Source organism: Pseudomonas umsongensis, from assembly GCF_012647205.1.
Taxonomy (GTDB): Bacteria; Pseudomonadota; Gammaproteobacteria; order Pseudomonadales; family Pseudomonadaceae; genus Aquipseudomonas; species Aquipseudomonas umsongensis.
On sequence record NZ_CP051487.1, the window covers coordinates 4,133,006 to 4,146,653 of the forward strand.

Annotated in this window: 17 protein-coding genes; 4 read left to right on the forward strand and 13 right to left on the reverse strand. The window is 59.9% G+C overall.

Annotated elements, in window-relative coordinates; translation table 11 throughout:
- Window positions 1-553: 553 nt before the first annotated feature.
- Window positions 554-1,756 carry an NAD(P)/FAD-dependent oxidoreductase gene (locus HGP31_RS18530; RefSeq protein ID WP_168758363.1) on the reverse strand — a complete coding sequence of 401 codons (1,203 nt, stop codon included), beginning with the start codon at window positions 1,754-1,756 and terminating at the stop codon, window positions 554-556.
- Window positions 1,757-2,056: 300 nt separating this feature from the next.
- On the opposite strand from HGP31_RS18530, the gene HGP31_RS18535 reads away from it, so the two are divergent.
- Complete coding sequence (locus tag HGP31_RS18535) at window positions 2,057-2,620, forward strand: RrF2 family transcriptional regulator (protein WP_020801384.1); 564 nt, start codon at window positions 2,057-2,059, stop codon at window positions 2,618-2,620.
- A gap of 3 nt (window positions 2,621-2,623) precedes the next feature.
- Here HGP31_RS18535 and HGP31_RS18540 read toward each other — a convergent pair whose 3' ends face one another.
- Together HGP31_RS18540 and HGP31_RS18545 are read right to left on the reverse strand one after the other, a co-directional pair.
- Window positions 2,624-2,962, reverse strand: a complete 339-nt coding sequence (locus HGP31_RS18540; RefSeq protein ID WP_168758364.1) for a hypothetical protein — start codon at window positions 2,960-2,962, stop codon at window positions 2,624-2,626.
- Between the two features lie 73 nt (window positions 2,963-3,035).
- Entirely contained in the window at window positions 3,036-3,254 is a 219-nt protein-coding gene (locus tag HGP31_RS18545; protein ID WP_033044453.1) for a hypothetical protein, read from the reverse strand.
- A gap of 169 nt (window positions 3,255-3,423) precedes the next feature.
- Between HGP31_RS18545 and HGP31_RS18550 the strand changes: the two genes are divergently transcribed.
- Window positions 3,424-3,663, forward strand: coding sequence for a hypothetical protein (locus HGP31_RS18550; RefSeq protein ID WP_033044454.1), 240 nt, complete (start codon window positions 3,424-3,426; stop codon window positions 3,661-3,663).
- 13 nt (window positions 3,664-3,676) lie between these two features.
- On the forward strand, window positions 3,677-4,030 hold the full coding sequence (osmE, locus tag HGP31_RS18555; protein WP_020801380.1) for an osmotically-inducible lipoprotein OsmE: 354 nt from the start codon (window positions 3,677-3,679) through the stop codon (window positions 4,028-4,030).
- On the opposite strand, the gene HGP31_RS18560 is transcribed toward osmE, so the two are convergent.
- From HGP31_RS18560 to HGP31_RS18580, 5 genes are all read right to left on the reverse strand, one after another.
- A complete protein-coding gene (locus tag HGP31_RS18560) occupies window positions 4,024-5,049 on the reverse strand; it encodes an ABC transporter substrate-binding protein (protein WP_151142670.1) in 1,026 nt (341 codons plus the stop codon). The two genes, osmE and HGP31_RS18560, sit on opposite strands and share 7 nt — an antisense overlap.
- A complete protein-coding gene (locus HGP31_RS18565; RefSeq protein WP_033044456.1) occupies window positions 5,046-5,591 on the reverse strand; it encodes a sigma-70 family RNA polymerase sigma factor in 546 nt (181 codons plus the stop codon). The genes HGP31_RS18560 and HGP31_RS18565 overlap by 4 nt, the downstream gene beginning before the upstream one ends.
- 117 nt (window positions 5,592-5,708) lie before the next feature.
- Window positions 5,709-6,497, reverse strand: coding sequence for a phosphate/phosphite/phosphonate ABC transporter substrate-binding protein (locus HGP31_RS18570; protein WP_033044457.1), 789 nt, complete (start codon window positions 6,495-6,497; stop codon window positions 5,709-5,711).
- Window positions 6,498-6,635: 138 nt separating this feature from the next.
- Window positions 6,636-7,577, reverse strand: a complete 942-nt coding sequence (locus HGP31_RS18575) for a fatty acid desaturase (protein ID WP_168758365.1) — start codon at window positions 7,575-7,577, stop codon at window positions 6,636-6,638.
- A 258-nt stretch (window positions 7,578-7,835) separates the two neighbouring features.
- Window positions 7,836-8,033 (reverse strand): hypothetical protein, encoded by a 198-nt coding sequence (locus HGP31_RS18580; protein ID WP_020800178.1) that lies wholly within the window; start codon window positions 8,031-8,033, stop codon window positions 7,836-7,838.
- A 217-nt stretch (window positions 8,034-8,250) separates the two neighbouring features.
- On the opposite strand from HGP31_RS18580, the gene HGP31_RS18585 reads away from it, so the two are divergent.
- Window positions 8,251-8,613, forward strand: a complete 363-nt coding sequence (locus HGP31_RS18585) for an NUDIX hydrolase (RefSeq protein WP_042955771.1) — start codon at window positions 8,251-8,253, stop codon at window positions 8,611-8,613.
- A 10-nt stretch (window positions 8,614-8,623) separates the two neighbouring features.
- Here the strand turns inward: HGP31_RS18585 and HGP31_RS18590 are convergent, their stop codons facing one another.
- From HGP31_RS18590 to HGP31_RS18610, 5 genes are all read right to left on the reverse strand, one after another.
- Complete coding sequence (locus tag HGP31_RS18590; protein ID WP_020800180.1) at window positions 8,624-9,397, reverse strand: 1,6-dihydroxycyclohexa-2,4-diene-1-carboxylate dehydrogenase; 774 nt, start codon at window positions 9,395-9,397, stop codon at window positions 8,624-8,626.
- Between the two features lie 11 nt (window positions 9,398-9,408).
- Window positions 9,409-10,422, reverse strand: a complete 1,014-nt coding sequence (gene benC / locus HGP31_RS18595; RefSeq protein ID WP_168758366.1) for a benzoate 1,2-dioxygenase electron transfer component BenC — start codon at window positions 10,420-10,422, stop codon at window positions 9,409-9,411.
- A 10-nt stretch (window positions 10,423-10,432) separates the two neighbouring features.
- Window positions 10,433-10,921 carry a benzoate 1,2-dioxygenase small subunit gene (gene benB, locus HGP31_RS18600; protein WP_033042204.1) on the reverse strand — a complete coding sequence of 163 codons (489 nt, stop codon included), beginning with the start codon at window positions 10,919-10,921 and terminating at the stop codon, window positions 10,433-10,435.
- Window positions 10,918-12,282, reverse strand: coding sequence for a benzoate 1,2-dioxygenase large subunit (gene benA / locus HGP31_RS18605; protein ID WP_020800183.1), 1,365 nt, complete (start codon window positions 12,280-12,282; stop codon window positions 10,918-10,920). Before benA ends, benB begins: the two co-directional genes overlap by 4 nt.
- Before the next feature lie 246 nt (window positions 12,283-12,528).
- Window positions 12,529-13,488 carry an AraC family transcriptional regulator gene (locus HGP31_RS18610; protein WP_168758367.1) on the reverse strand — a complete coding sequence of 320 codons (960 nt, stop codon included), beginning with the start codon at window positions 13,486-13,488 and terminating at the stop codon, window positions 12,529-12,531.
- Window positions 13,489-13,648 lie beyond the last annotated feature (160 nt).

The following is a 13,648-nucleotide window of genomic DNA, read 5'->3' on the forward strand; positions in this document are numbered from 1 at the left end:
ATGTTCCTTCCTTGATAAAACTGACTTCCAGACGCTGAAGTATGGAAGAAGAAAGGAACGGACAACCTATATCGGGAGGCCTCGTTCCGGTGTTCATCCGGGGAGTGGCGCGCAGCGCCGTTCGACGCAGTCGAACACGCTGCATGTAGGTGCAGCGAAGCCAACCGGAGGGCAGTGTCCCCGGATGGATACCGGAGCGAAGGAACGCCGAGCCCTAGCGAGGGGCCGGACGCTGGGGCGAGCCTTTTTTTGCTTACTTTTTTTTGGCGTTTGAAAAAAAAGTGAGTCGCCGTAAGGGCGAAACCCTAAGTGGCCGTTACCGCAGCAATGGATATGTACACAGTTCAACAAAACACAGGTCGGCTCTCAGGCCGCCTTCGCTGCGATGCGGCGGCCCGACAGGCCAGCTCCCACAGTGGATCGAATACAGCCGCGCCGGCAAGGCGGATCGCCGCACCGCTGGCGCCTACAAGTCTTAACATGTGCGACTGCAAAAAAATCCCGCCCGGAATGCTCCGGGCAGGATTTATTGAATCGCACAACCTCACACCATTCAGGCAATCGGAATCAACGGATCCGCCGCCGCCCAAGCGCTTTTTCGATCAGCCGCCGGCGGATAAATCCACACCGTGTTGATCTGCGTCTTCAACGACTTGCCTTCTTGGCGCGTCAGCTTGACCTGACGATCCCAACCTTCGGTGTAGACCGCCCCCCAAGCCCCCAAGTCCAGGCAAGTCACATATTTGGGCTGGCTGTACGGCGTCGGGTCCACACCGAGGATCTGCGCGGCAACGTTATTGCCGGCATGACGGCCCAGCACAATGGCGTGCTGGCAGGTCATCAGCGCATGGTTGCCGATGTCATCGCTGGCCGCATAGGCCACGTCGCCGGTGGCGAAGATGTCTGGCTGACCAATGACTTGCAGGTGCGCGTCGACGTGCAGGCGGCCAAGGTGGTCGCGTTCGGCAGGGATCTGCTGGGTCAGCGAGCTGGCACGCACGCCGGTGGTCCAGATGACCGTTTTGGCGTCGATGCGCCGGCCGTCGGACAAGGTCACGCCATTGTCATCGACAGCGACAACCGAAGCCTTGAGCTGCCATTTCACCCCGGTTTCCTCGCTGGCTTCGGCAATTTTCTCGGCGATTTCCGGGCCCATGGAGCCGCCTACCTTGTCACCGCGATCGACGATGATCACGTTGATGTCCGCACCCTCACCCAGGATGTCGCGCAAACGGGTCGGCATTTCAGTGGCCGTTTCGATGCCGGTGAAGCCACCGCCAGCCACCACGACCGTGTTGCGTGCCTGACTCTGCGGCTGGTTGACCAGGGACTTGAGGTGGGCTTCCAGGCGTATGGCCTGTTCGATCTGATCGACGTCGAACGCATATTCGGCCACACCCGGGGTGTCAGGCAGTGCGAGACGGCTGCCAGTGGCCAGAACGAGTTTGTCGTAGATACAGACTTGTTTTTCGCCCTGGGCATCGATGTAGCCCACGCGCTTTTGCTCGACGTCGATGGTCTCGGCAGCCCCCTTGATGAACTTGACGCCTACCGCATCGAACAGCTCGCCGATGGGAGCCGCCAGCTGGTGGGCGTTCGGCTCGTAGAAGCGTGGACGTACGCGCAGTTCGGCCTGGGGCGCCAGCACCGTTACGTCAACGTCATTGTGACCATGGATATCGAACAGGCGGGTGGCGCTTAAGGCGCTCCACATGCCACCGAAACCTGCGCCAATTACCAGGATGTGTTGTTTCATTTTTAACTCCAAGGGAAAAAACCAGGCAGTGAATTGGGTTAAGGGGTCTGGAGGTCGGCACCCGCTCCCTGCTGAAAGCGCCTTCCGCTCCCGACCTCACAACTACGACTTTATTGATCGTAGTTAATTCGAGCAAGATGTTTTTCTCAATGGTTCGAATCAATGCCATCGATAGACTTGTCACACCACGCCAAATCCGCGTTCTTGAGGGGCTTTCCAGGACCTGGAGAAAAATTCCAGATCGTTGCCTCGCTAAGGGTCAACTGCTAATATTTACGACAACATTAGTCGGAGATCGATATGTCTCTTTACAGCGCGGGCGTCGAGTACGGCATTCATTGCCTGATATTCCTGGTGGGCAATGGTGGTGAGACCCGCGAGGCGAGCGTGCGTGACCTGGCAGAGCTGCAAGGGGTGCCACTGGACTACCTGGCGAAAATCTTCACCAAACTGGCCAAGGCAAAACTGGTGGTCGCCACCGAAGGCGTGCGTGGGGGATTCAAGCTGGCGCGGCCGGCCGATGAGATCAGCCTGCTGGACATCGTCAATGCGATCGACGGGCGCAAGGCCATTTTCGAATGCCGGGAAATTCGCGGTCGCTGCGCGTTGTTCGAGGGCGAGGTTCCCGCGTGGGCGCTGGACGGCCCTTGCTCAGTGCATGGCGCCATGCTGATCGCGCAGAAGCGCATGGAGGAAGCCCTCGCCCAGCAGACCATACTGGACATCGCCAGAAAGGTCGGGCGTAAGGCGCCTGCGCAGTTCAATGCGCAGGTCGACAGCTGGATGAGTGAGCGCAGGGAAAAGAAAGGCACCGCCGGTGCCCAGGCCGATCAACTGATCCAGGTCACCGAGATCAAAGGCTGATCCCTACAGGCAGTCGCGCACAGCCTGGCGCATCGCGCCTGACTTTGCCCAGGGCGGCCCCTGGTACAGTGAGACCCGGCTGCCCTCCTTGTACTTCACGATATCCAGCACTTCATCGGCCGTTATGATGCTCGGCGCGGTGATCCTGTAGCCGTTGGATATCGATGTCTGGCTTGTCTTGGGGATCTCCTTTTGCCAGGCTGGCAATACGCACGCCGCTACCTCCTTGGGAATCTTATCGCTCGGTTTGTTGTAGTTCGGCTCTCCCGGCACCAGGGACGCAGGCAACGAACATCCCGCCAACAACGCCATCACCACTCCCCCCATCAACATTCGACTCATGAAGCGTCCTTAAACCTGAAAAAATAAAATGTAGCCTGTTGCCGCGCTAACAGCCATTTTGTTGCATCGAGCCTCAGGGGCTGATGCTGTGATTGCCGCTGTCCGGGTAGGAGCGCTCGTTCAAAAAGCTTGTCCATCGTTCGAAGGCTTCGTGTTGCCATTGACTGACCCGCTCCCATTCCGGCCCGCTGAACTGGTGCTCGGAGATGAGTTTCATCATTTCACTGGTGGCCGCATCCAAGTCGGCTTTCAGTTCCCGGGCATGCGCCCTGAAGTCATCGGTTGTCGTCATTTTGAACGGACCCTGCCCTGGTAAAATGTCGGCACTTCACTACGACAGCGGATTTTGCGAAACGCGCAAATTTCCCGACCAATGGAAGCCCTTTGGCATCAGACGAACACAACGCCGCTCCGCGCGAATGGGTCTAAAATTTCGTAGCACAACGTTACGGGAGATCATCATGTGGCTCAACGAACATGAACAAGCGCTTCGGCGTGACCTGCAAGGGCTTGCATCGGACCTGAGATGGTCGGCGGTGGAGCTGTTGCGCATCGCCGAACAATTGCGCCTGACGGGGAACGATGTCGATGCGGAAGCCGTGAAGCGGCTGTGCGATCTGTTCCAGGGCGATGAACAACGCCTGTCAGGCTATGCCGAAGAAGTGAAAGCCAAGATCATCAGTCGAAACAAGGCTGTTTAGCGGGAGTCAGGCCGTGAACAGGTCCGTCTACACGCTTGCCACACTGATCACGGTGCTGGCGGGCTGCAGCACCGATTCCCATGTCTATCGGGATCAGCCGCTGGTGGCGAAGGTCGAGACAGGCATGAGCAAGGAGCAAGTCGAGCAAATCGGCGGCCCACCCCTGTCGATCTCCGACCGTACGGTCGAGCCCGGCACCTGTTTCGACTACAACCTGAGCCAGCCAGGTCATCAGCAACGGTACAACGTCAGCTTCGATGGCCAGGGCAAGGTCGATCATAAAAGCTTCATGACGTGTGCCGAATGGAGCCATGCGCAGCAAAAGGCCAGGGAACCGTCCCGCAGCAGCGGCGGTGGAGGCTATTGAGCCGCTAACAATTGCACCGTGACTCGATCAGCCACCTCCCCCGGTACCCAACCCTTCCAGATCTGCGGCTGGTCACGCAGGAAAGCTTCTGCCACCTGACGCGGTTGCAGGCGCTTTTCGCTCATCTGGCCCAGGGTATGGTTGAGCAGATCAATTGGCAGGTCGACCTTCTCGAAGAACGCCACCAGGTCCGGATACTGCGCCTTGAAAGGCGCGGACACACCAATCGCCAGGCTGGCCGGCATCGACCGTGTGCCCTTTGGATGCGGGTTGTTGGCGTCGGCCAGGGTCTTCCAGGCTTCGGCGTCGAACGCCGGCTCGTCGAGTTTCACCAGCTTGAAACGCCCCAACAGCGGCGTCGGCGACCAGTAGTAGAACAGCACCGGTTTGCCCCGACGGATCGAGGAAGCCACCTCGGCATCCAGTGCCGCACCCGACCCTGTGCGGAAGTTGACGAAGCTGTCGGCCAAGTCATAGGCCTTGAGTTTCTGACTGTTGACGATCTCCGATGTCCAGCCGGTTGGGCTGTTGAGGAAGCGTCCACGACTGGGGTCTTCCGGGTCGCGGAACACGTCCTTGTAGCGGGCCAGGTCGGCGACGGATTTCAGTTCCGGGGCCAGGGGCTTGATACCCCGTTCTGGGTCGCCCTTGATCACGTATTCCGGTACCCACCAACCTTCGGTGGCGCCCTTGACCGTGTCGCCCAGGCCGAACACTTTGCCTTCGGACGCGGCCTTGACCCACGCCGGACTGCGCCCGGCCCACTCTTCGCCGATCACCTGGATATCGTTCCTGGCCAAGGCCGCTTCGAGGCTGACAGTGCTGCCCGGCAAGGTATCTGTCGGGTAGCCGTAACCTTTCTCGACGATCACTCGAAGGATTTCGGTGATGAGGCTGCCGCTTTCCCAGGTGATGTCACCAAAGTGAATCGGGACGTTTTTGTCCGCCGCGGGAACCTGGGCCGAGATAAGGCTCAGGGCCAGCAGTGAACTGCCGAGCAGGGTTTTGAACGATCTCATGCGGACCTCCGGGTCAGGGCATTCAAGGGTTGGTTGGCGCTGTGCCGGTTACACTGGGCTTGGGAGCGAGTCATGTAGTCGCTGACCGAGCGTTGGGAAATGCCCAGGCGGGCGGCAATTTGCGGGTAGGTCAGGCCGTCGATCCGCGACATCAGGAAGGTGGCCCGAACCTTGCCCGGCAAGCGTTCAAGCGTGCGCTCGATCCCCTGTAACGCCTGGATCAATTGCACCTGCCCTTCGGGCGAGAGTGCTTCTTGTTGCTGATCCACGTGTTGCACCTGTTCAAGGTGCTGGCGTTCCAGATCGCGACGGCGCCAGAGCTGAAAGATCAACCGATGGGCAATGGTGGTGAGCAAGGCGCGAGGTTCGCGGATCGGGGTCAGTCCCGGCGATTCGAGTAGCTGTAGAAAGGACTCGGCAGCGATGTCTTCGACGCTGGGGCTGGCCCCCAGATACCGGCGCAGCCGTGCGCAGAGCCAAGCGTAATGCGCGCGGAATAATCCGCCCACGTGGTCAAGATGGGAAAGGTCGGTGCCGGACATAGAGGCTCCAAAGGTCAGGGGTCGCTGAATGTCCGGTGATCCGGTGCGGCGATCCTAACAAGGAGCCTTATTCATTAATAATACTTAAAAAGAATTTTTATATTCCATAAAGGAATTTCACCGCAATCGTCCGAATCCCAGATCCTCGGCCTCTCTCTGGTAGTCGAGAACGATTTGATAGTCGCTATCGGTAGCGGGCAGGATCGCTTGCAAACCAAGGATTTCAGCGACGCCAGGCTCCTGCAACGCCTGGTTCATCACCTGCCGAATGTGCCCAGCCTGTTGTTCGGTGACGGTGGTCGCGGTGATGAACGGCAATGTCGGACTGAATGCACTGCGATCGACGATCCGCAGGCCGGCCACTTCTTCTTTGGCATGTCGCGCCAGGTAGGCAAAGGTCACGCTGTCGATGGCCGCCAGGTCCGCTTTACCCTCACGCAACCATCGCAGGCTTTCGCGGTGGCTGCCGCTGATACCGACATCTGCAAAAAAACGCCCGTCTTGATGCAGCGGCGCCAGTCGGTGACGCAGCAGGTTCATGCCGCTGTTGGAGTCTTCGCCATTGATCACACCGCGGCTGTCACGAAAGGCCGGCAAGCTGCGCCGTGGATCATCGGCGCGACCCAGCAACAGGCTGCAATGATTGCCGCCACTGGCGTCCGGCAGCTCATAACGAGGACGCCCGATGATTCGCACCCGACCGCGCAATGCCGTCATCAACGGATAGCCGCAGGTCTGCGTCAGCAGCAAGTGCGGGGACAGCCACAGGTCCATCAGCGAAAGCCCTTCGGCACTGCGGCGCGTGGCCCCCAATCGCTCGAGGATGCGGCTCAGCCAACGCTCGTTGGCCTGGCGCACCGGTTCGGGGGCGACGTACATCAGTAATTCAGCGAGTTGCCGTGTCATCGAAAAACTTCCCATGCATCGTAATTCCAATAGTGGGAGCGAGCCTGCTCGCGAAGAGGCCAGCACAATCAACACTGATGTTGCCTGACGCAGCGCTTTCGCGAACAGGCGCGCTCCCACAGGGGACCTCATTCGCAATCAGTGGAACGGATGCCGCGGGCTATCGATGGCCTTTACCCCGTGCCGACGCCATAACTGGCCATAACCCTGCACCAGGAACCCGCCGCTGCGCGCCAGCCATTGCTCGCGACGCGCGTGGTAAGCGCGGGGCAAGTCGTACCAGGCCAGCCCCGGCAAGTCGTGATGCACCAGGTGCAGGTTGAGGTTCAGGAACAGCCAGCGCCACGGCCAGGCGGCCTCATTGATGACTGTCCTTTGCTCGGGCTCGGCATGGGGTCGGTGTTCATAGTAGGAGCGGATCATCGCAATCGATAGCGCCGGCACGCTGACCAGCAACAGGTAATGCCAGACCGGCAGCACACTGTAGCGGCCAATAAACGACAGCATCAGCAGGGTCACCGTGCCGTGGCTGAGCCACATCGACCAGGCCTGGTGCTCACCGGTCTTCAGGCGCTGCACCTCCTCCCGTGCCAACGCCAATAAGGCCAATGGAGCCCCAAGGACAAAACGACCCAACACGGTTTTGTTCAGCCAGTGCAGGCCTCGTTCGAACAGTGAACTGCCCTGCCATTGCGCGGCGCTCAGGTAACGGCTTTCAGGATCGCGGCCAGGCAGGGTCAGGTCTTCGTCGCGGTGATGCAACAAATGGCTGTCGCGATACAGGGTGTAGGGGTACCAGACGGCGAACGGCGCGTAGCCGAGGATCTTGTTCAGCGCTGCCCAGCGGGTGGGATGGCCATGAAGCAATTCGTGCTGCACCGACAACCAGAGCACCAGTAACGGGATCAACAACAATGTGCTCCACCACAGGCCCAACCCACCACTGCCCAGTACGATGGCGAACCAGCCAGCATACACGCCGAACAGCAGCAACCACGTCGGCCACTCGGTGCGAGCGGTCAGGCGTTGGCGCAAGGTTTCGATTTCTACACGGTGGGCGCTATCGAAGTAATGGGGCATGGCGTTGCTCAGATCGGGGACCAATCCCCTTCTGTGCAACGGCGTCGGGTTTTCTTGCAGATTATTTTGATTGTCGAACCGACCGTAGGAGCGATGGGCCAACGTCCTTGTGATCGTTCCCACGCTCTGCGTGGTAATGCATCCTGTGACGCTCCGCGTCACCGTTGCGCAGGGCTCAAGTTACGCGTCGTCAGTGGAACGCGGAGCGTCCCTGGCGGCATTCCCACGCAGAGCGTGGGAACGATCACACAGGGGCAATCACGTGGCTTGCTGATTACGCGGCTTGCCTGGACGCGCCTTGTAGCCAGGCAGCGCCGCCGCAAAGGCCAGCGCCTCTTCGCGACTGGCAAATGAGCCAAGCCGGTCACCTTGGGTGCAGACCCGCCACGGGCCGTTGTTCACACTGAGTACGTCGTAGCCGTTCATGTGCATCTTGTTCAACATCGGAACGCTCATAGTCACCTCCATCTTGGCAGTGATCACAGGGTTGACTTCCCTACCTTACACCCCCCTGCCGCGAAGATGCCGACCGGACGTCGAGTCAGCACACGGCAGCGCGATTGCACTTTTAGACACGCCTGCCGCTCAAAATATCCAGGAAACATGCAATGGGTTGCGGCCCAAATATTGCATTTTTGTTACTGTTTTATGACATTCCGGATTGAAAGAGCCCATGAAAGTACGTGCAACCGTCATTTGCGAGCAGGACCGGCACATACTCCTGGTGCGCAAACCCAGGAGTCGCTGGATGTTGCCCGGGGGCAAAGTGGAGCGCGGCGAGACCGCGCAGGATGCCGCGGCGCGCGAATTGCTGGAGGAAACCGGGCTGGGTGCCGACGATATGCTGTACCTGATGGAACTGGAAACAGGCGGCACCCGTCACCATGTCTACGAAGCATCGTTGCCGAATCCGGACCAGGCACGGCCGCAAAACGAAATTTTCGATTGCCTCTGGTACCCGCTGAATGCGGTGCACAACCTGAACCCAAGCGACGCCACGCTGCGGATCATCAAAGCGTTTCAACGTCGCCTGTAGTTCACGCGCTTCAGCCTTGGTCGCCGCCGCCCACTGGCATGATCATGCCGGTGATGTAGGACGCTTCATCGCTGGCCAGGAACAGAATGGCTGCTGCCTGTTCATCCAGCGTGCCGTAGCGCTTCATCAAGCTGCTGTCGAGGGTCTGATCGACGATCTGTTGGTACCAGACCTTCTCTTGCTCACTCTGCTCGGCACTGTTACGCGGGATAACCCGTGGCGGGGCTTCGGTGCCGCCCGGCGCAGTGGCGTTGACTCGCACCCCGCGTCCAGCGGTTTCGAACGCCAGGCAGGCGGTCAGCGCATTCACCCCGCCCTTCGCTGCGCCGTAGGGCACACGGTTGACGCTGCGGGTGGCGATCGACGATACGTTGACGATCGCGCCACTGCCCTGCTGCAACATGTACGGCAATGCCGCATGACAGCACCACAGGGTTGGAAACAGCGAACGGCGAACCTCGGCCTCGATCTGCGACGCCTCGTAATGCTCGAATGGCTTGGCCCAGATGGTCCCGCCGACGTTATTGACCAGCACATCGAGTCGACCGAAACGCTCGACGGCGCTTTGCATGACCCGGTTGCATTCCTCGTATTGCTCAAGGTCGGCGGTCAGGGCCAGGACCTGGCTGTCCTTCGCCAACTGCTGCTGAACCTCGAACACCAGCTCGGAGCGATCGACCAGGATCAGCTTCGCGCCTTCAGCGGCCATGCGTTCGGCCACGCGCCGACCGATGCCCTGGGCGGCGCCGGTGATCAGCGCGACTTTTTCGTGGAATCTGTTCATGGAGGGAAACCTCACGCCGCGCTGGCAGCGAATTTTTCGTAGTAGAAATTCGCTGGATTGATGCCTTGCTCGCCGATGTACTTGCTCACCGCTTCAACCATCGGCGGTGGGCCGCACAGGTACACGTCGACGTCGCCATCGTTCAAATGCCTGGGTTCGATGTGCTGGGTCACGTAGCCCTTGAGCGGGTGCTGGCTGTCGGGACTGGCCACGCAGGCACTGTAGGTGAAGTTGGGGATGCGCGCGGCGAAGGCTTCCAGGCGATCGAGTTCCACCAGGTCGAAATCGTTGGTCACACCGTAGATCAGGTGCAACGGGTGTTCGCTGCCCTGCTCGGCGATCTTCTCCAGCATCGCGGTGAACGGCGCCAACCCGGTGCCGCCCGCCAGCAGCAACAAGGGTCGACGGATATCACGCAGGTAAAAACTGCCCAGGGGGCCTGCCAGGCTCATGCTGTCGCCAGCCTTGGCCATGCCGGTGAGGAAGCTGCTCATCAGGCCGCCAGGCACGTTGCGGATCAGGAAGCTGACTTCGCCGTCGCGCTGCAACGAGCTGAACGAATAGGCGCGGGTCTGCTCGCTGCCGGGAATGCCCAGGTTCACATACTGGCCTGGCAGGAACGCCAGTTTGCTCAAGGACTCGCCCTTGATCGACAACGCGATGGTGCTGTCGGACAACTGGCGCACCGCACTGATGGTGGCGTCGTAGCTGGCCTGGCGGGTGCGGCAGACTTCCGAGGACGTCGGTACCCGCACCACGCAATCGCTCTTGGCGCGCATCTGGCAGGTCAGGACAAAGCCTTGCGCGGCCTCTTCAGGGCTGAGGGCGTCTTCGATGTATTCCTCACCCAGATCGTAGCTGCCCGCCTCGGCAAAGCACTTGCAGGTGCCGCAGGCGCCGTCGCGGCAGTCCAGCGGAATATTGATGCCCTGGCGGTACGCGGCATCGGCCACGGTTTCGCCGGCGTTGGCGTCGATGAAACGAGTGACGCCGTCTTCGAAATTGAACGCAATGGAATGGGTCATGACGGCTGCCTCACAAGTGGTAAACATCGATGACCTGACGAACGTAGTCGTTCTTCAGGATCACTTTCTTGGCCTTGATCAAGGGGTTTTCACCGCGCACATCAAGGGTGTAGAAACTGCTGCCGAAATAGCTGTCGACGGTCTTGTAGCGAAAGCTCAGGGTGTGCCAGTTGAAACGCACCTTGCACATGCCGTCGGCTTGCTCCAGCAGCTCGATGTTGCTGATGTTGTGGGACGTGCGGGTGTCCGGCACGCTGGCGCTGGAGCGCTCGGTCTTGATGCGGAAAATGCGGTCTTCAAGGCCGGTGCGGTTGCCGTACCAGATCAGCGAGATTTCCCGCTGTGGGTCTTCGGTCAGCTCATCGTTGTCGTCCCAGGACGGCATCCAGTACGTCGCGTCAGGGGCGTACAGTTCCAGCCACTCATCCCACTGGCGGTCGTCGAGGTAGCGTGCTTCGCGGTAGAGGAAATCACGTACCGCTTCATAGGAAATGGTCATTGCACGTCCTCCACGGCGATCAGTTTCGACTGCTCGGCAGCCAGGGCCTTGAGCATGGTCTGCTGCCAGTACTTGTGTTGCAGCACGAACAGGCCTTCGTCTTCGGTACGCACGCCGCTGAGCAGCGGATGCAGGTCAATTTCCTTGGCCGCCTCGTCGGCACCTTCGATCCAGTGCTCGGCGCCACGGGACATGTCGTTCCAGGTGGTGACGCTGCCCTGGTAGCTGGTCTGGCAGGAGCGGAACTCTTCCAGATCGTCCGGCGTCGCCATGCCGCTGACGTTGAAGAAGTCTTCGTACTGACGAATCCGGCTCGAACGCGCGTGGTCGCTTTCGCCTTTGGGGGCGATGCAATAGATGGTGATTTCCGTGCGGTTGACCGAGATCGGTCGGGCGATACGGATCTGCGAGCTGAACTGGTCCATCAGGTACACGTTGGGGTACAGGCACAGGTTGCGCGAGTTCTCGATCATCCAGTCGGCGCGGGCCTTGCCGAAGTCCTGGGCGAGTTCGTCGCGACGTTCGTACAGTGGACGATCCTCGGGGTTGGCCCAGCGGGTCCAGAGCAACATGTGGCCCTTGTCGAAGGAATAGAAACCACCGCCCTGCTTGGCCCAGCTCCCGGCGCTCATGGTCGGGTTCTCGTCACCGGCCTCGCGCTGTTTGCGCTGGTTCTGGGTGGCGGCGTAGTTCCAGTGCACGGAGCTGACGTGGTAACCGTCGGCACCGTTTTCGGCGGTGAGTTTCCAGTTGCCTTCGTAGATATAGGTGGACGAACCGCGCAGCACTTCCAGGCCGTCGGTGGACTGGTCGACGATCATGTCGATGATCTTCGCCGACTCGCCCAGGTGCTCGACCAGCGGCACCACATCGGCCTTGAGGCTGCCGAACAGGAAACCGCGATAGGACTCGAAGCGCGCGACTTTGGTCAGGTCATGGGAGCCTTCGCAGTTGAAGCTGCTCGGGTAGCCCGCGTTAGCCGGGTCCTTGACCTTGAGCAGCTTGCCGGAGTTGTTGAACGTCCAGCCGTGGAACGGGCAGGTGTAGGAGCTTTTGTTGCCGGACTTGTGCCGGCACAGGGTCGCGCCGCGATGACTGCAGGCGTTGATGAAGGCGTTGAGCACACCGTCCTTGTTGCGCGCGATGAAGATCGACTGGCGCCCCATGGTGGTGGTGTAGAAATCGTTGACGTTGGGGATCTGGCTTTCGTGCGCCAGATACAGCCAGTTGCCTTCGAAGATGTGTTCCATCTCCAGATCGAACAGGCGCGGATCGGTAAACATCTCGCGCTTGCAGCGATAGATACCCTGCTCTGGATCGTCTTCAAGCAGGGACTCAAGGTATTCAGGTCGCAGGGTCATGGCCGCCGCCTCCATTGTTATTGTTCAGGCAAGGCTCATGCTAGGACGGGGCAATGGGGGGGACTATCCGCGGGGTGCAGACCTTTATCCGTTTTTTGCAGGGGGCTGGTGTTGTGTCAGCGCCACCAATGTTGACAGTACCGCCCTCTTCGCGAGCAGGCTCGCTCCCACAGGAACAACGCGATCCAATGTGGGAGCGAGCCTGCTCGCGATGGCGTCAGGGCAGGCAACATCAATGTGTCGGGATCAGTGGCGGCGCTTGAGGGTATCCGATGGCAGCTCGCCGAACTGCTTGCGGTAGCTGTCGGAGAAGCGTCCCAGGTGCAGGAAGCCGTAGTCCATCGCGACCTCGGTAACGTTGCGCACGTTGCAGGTCGGGTCGCGCAGGCAGGCATTGATGCGTTCCAGGCGTTTCTGGCGGATGTAGTTTTTTGGCGTGGTGCACGCGTTGCGTTCGAACAGGCCATACAACGAGCGCAGGCTCATGCTGGCATGGCGCGCCAGCTCTTCGCTGTCGATGTCCTGCTTGAGATTTTTGGCAATGTAGTCGGCAATCGCTTCGAACGAGGCAGCCTGGGAGCCGATTTCGAGGCGGCTGACGTTGGTCTTCATCAGGCTGAGCATCTTGCTGACGATGATTTGCGCGTAATGTTCCTGCACCCGCGGAATCTGCTCGGTGGACTCGGCCTCCTGGCAAATCATCGCCAGCAGGTTGACGAAGCCTTCCAGCTCATTGAGCTGGTAACGGTTCTCGAGAAACCGCACGCCTTGGCCCGGATAGCGCCAGCGCTGCTCGTTGCAGACGGACTCGAACAGGGACGTGGGAACCTTGAGGATGAATTTTTCGCAATCGTCAGAGTAGGTCAAATCGACCGGATCGTCGGGATTGATCAGCAGCAACTCGCCGGGAGCAAAGTAGTGTTCCTGGCCATGGCCGCGCCACAGGCAATTGCCGCGCAACAGCACTTGCAGGTGGTAGATGGTTTCCAGCGCGCCCGAAGTGACGCGAACGCTGCCGCCATAGCTGATACGGCACAGGTCCAGGCTGGCGAATTTGCGGTGATTGAGACTGGCCAGGGGGTGCCCGGCACGAGGCATCAGGATGCAATGATTACCGACATGCTGATTGACATAGCCTGACACCGCGTACGGGTCGGCATGGTCGAATATGGTGCTGCGCTGACTCAGCAGTTGCGCTTGCATCATCGGGTCACTCTCGTTGTTGTTATAGGGTGTATCTAGTCATTCTAGGGCAGTACTGGCAGCAGTGTGTCATTGGACTGACCTGTGGGCCGTTTCAAAATATAACCTGTAGGAGCGAGCATGCTCGCGATGGGCTTGAGGACGCCGCAGGGCATCAGGGCCC

Coding starts and splice junctions, on each gene's coding strand:
- HGP31_RS18545 (WP_033044453.1), bottom strand. CDS start 3,254: ATGACGACAACCGATGACTTCAGGGCGCATGCCCGGGAACTGAAAGCC.
- HGP31_RS18580 (WP_020800178.1), bottom strand. CDS start 8,033: ATGAGCGTTCCGATGTTGAACAAGATGCACATGAACGGCTACGACGTA.
- HGP31_RS18540 (WP_168758364.1), bottom strand. CDS start 2,962: ATGAGTCGAATGTTGATGGGGGGAGTGGTGATGGCGTTGTTGGCGGGA.
- HGP31_RS18535 (WP_020801384.1), top strand. CDS start 2,057: ATGTCTCTTTACAGCGCGGGCGTCGAGTACGGCATTCATTGCCTGATA.
- benA (WP_020800183.1), bottom strand. CDS start 12,282: ATGACCCTGCGACCTGAATACCTTGAGTCCCTGCTTGAAGACGATCCA.
- HGP31_RS18530 (WP_168758363.1), bottom strand. CDS start 1,756: ATGAAACAACACATCCTGGTAATTGGCGCAGGTTTCGGTGGCATGTGG.
- HGP31_RS18590 (WP_020800180.1), bottom strand. CDS start 9,397: ATGAACAGATTCCACGAAAAAGTCGCGCTGATCACCGGCGCCGCCCAG.
- HGP31_RS18565 (WP_033044456.1), bottom strand. CDS start 5,591: ATGTCCGGCACCGACCTTTCCCATCTTGACCACGTGGGCGGATTATTC.
- HGP31_RS18550 (WP_033044454.1), top strand. CDS start 3,424: ATGTGGCTCAACGAACATGAACAAGCGCTTCGGCGTGACCTGCAAGGG.
- HGP31_RS18585 (WP_042955771.1), top strand. CDS start 8,251: ATGAAAGTACGTGCAACCGTCATTTGCGAGCAGGACCGGCACATACTC.
- benB (WP_033042204.1), bottom strand. CDS start 10,921: ATGACCATTTCCTATGAAGCGGTACGTGATTTCCTCTACCGCGAAGCA.
- HGP31_RS18560 (WP_151142670.1), bottom strand. CDS start 5,049: ATGAGATCGTTCAAAACCCTGCTCGGCAGTTCACTGCTGGCCCTGAGC.
- HGP31_RS18610 (WP_168758367.1), bottom strand. CDS start 13,488: ATGATGCAAGCGCAACTGCTGAGTCAGCGCAGCACCATATTCGACCAT.
- benC (WP_168758366.1), bottom strand. CDS start 10,422: ATGACCCATTCCATTGCGTTCAATTTCGAAGACGGCGTCACTCGTTTC.
- HGP31_RS18575 (WP_168758365.1), bottom strand. CDS start 7,577: ATGCCCCATTACTTCGATAGCGCCCACCGTGTAGAAATCGAAACCTTG.
- HGP31_RS18570 (WP_033044457.1), bottom strand. CDS start 6,497: ATGACACGGCAACTCGCTGAATTACTGATGTACGTCGCCCCCGAACCG.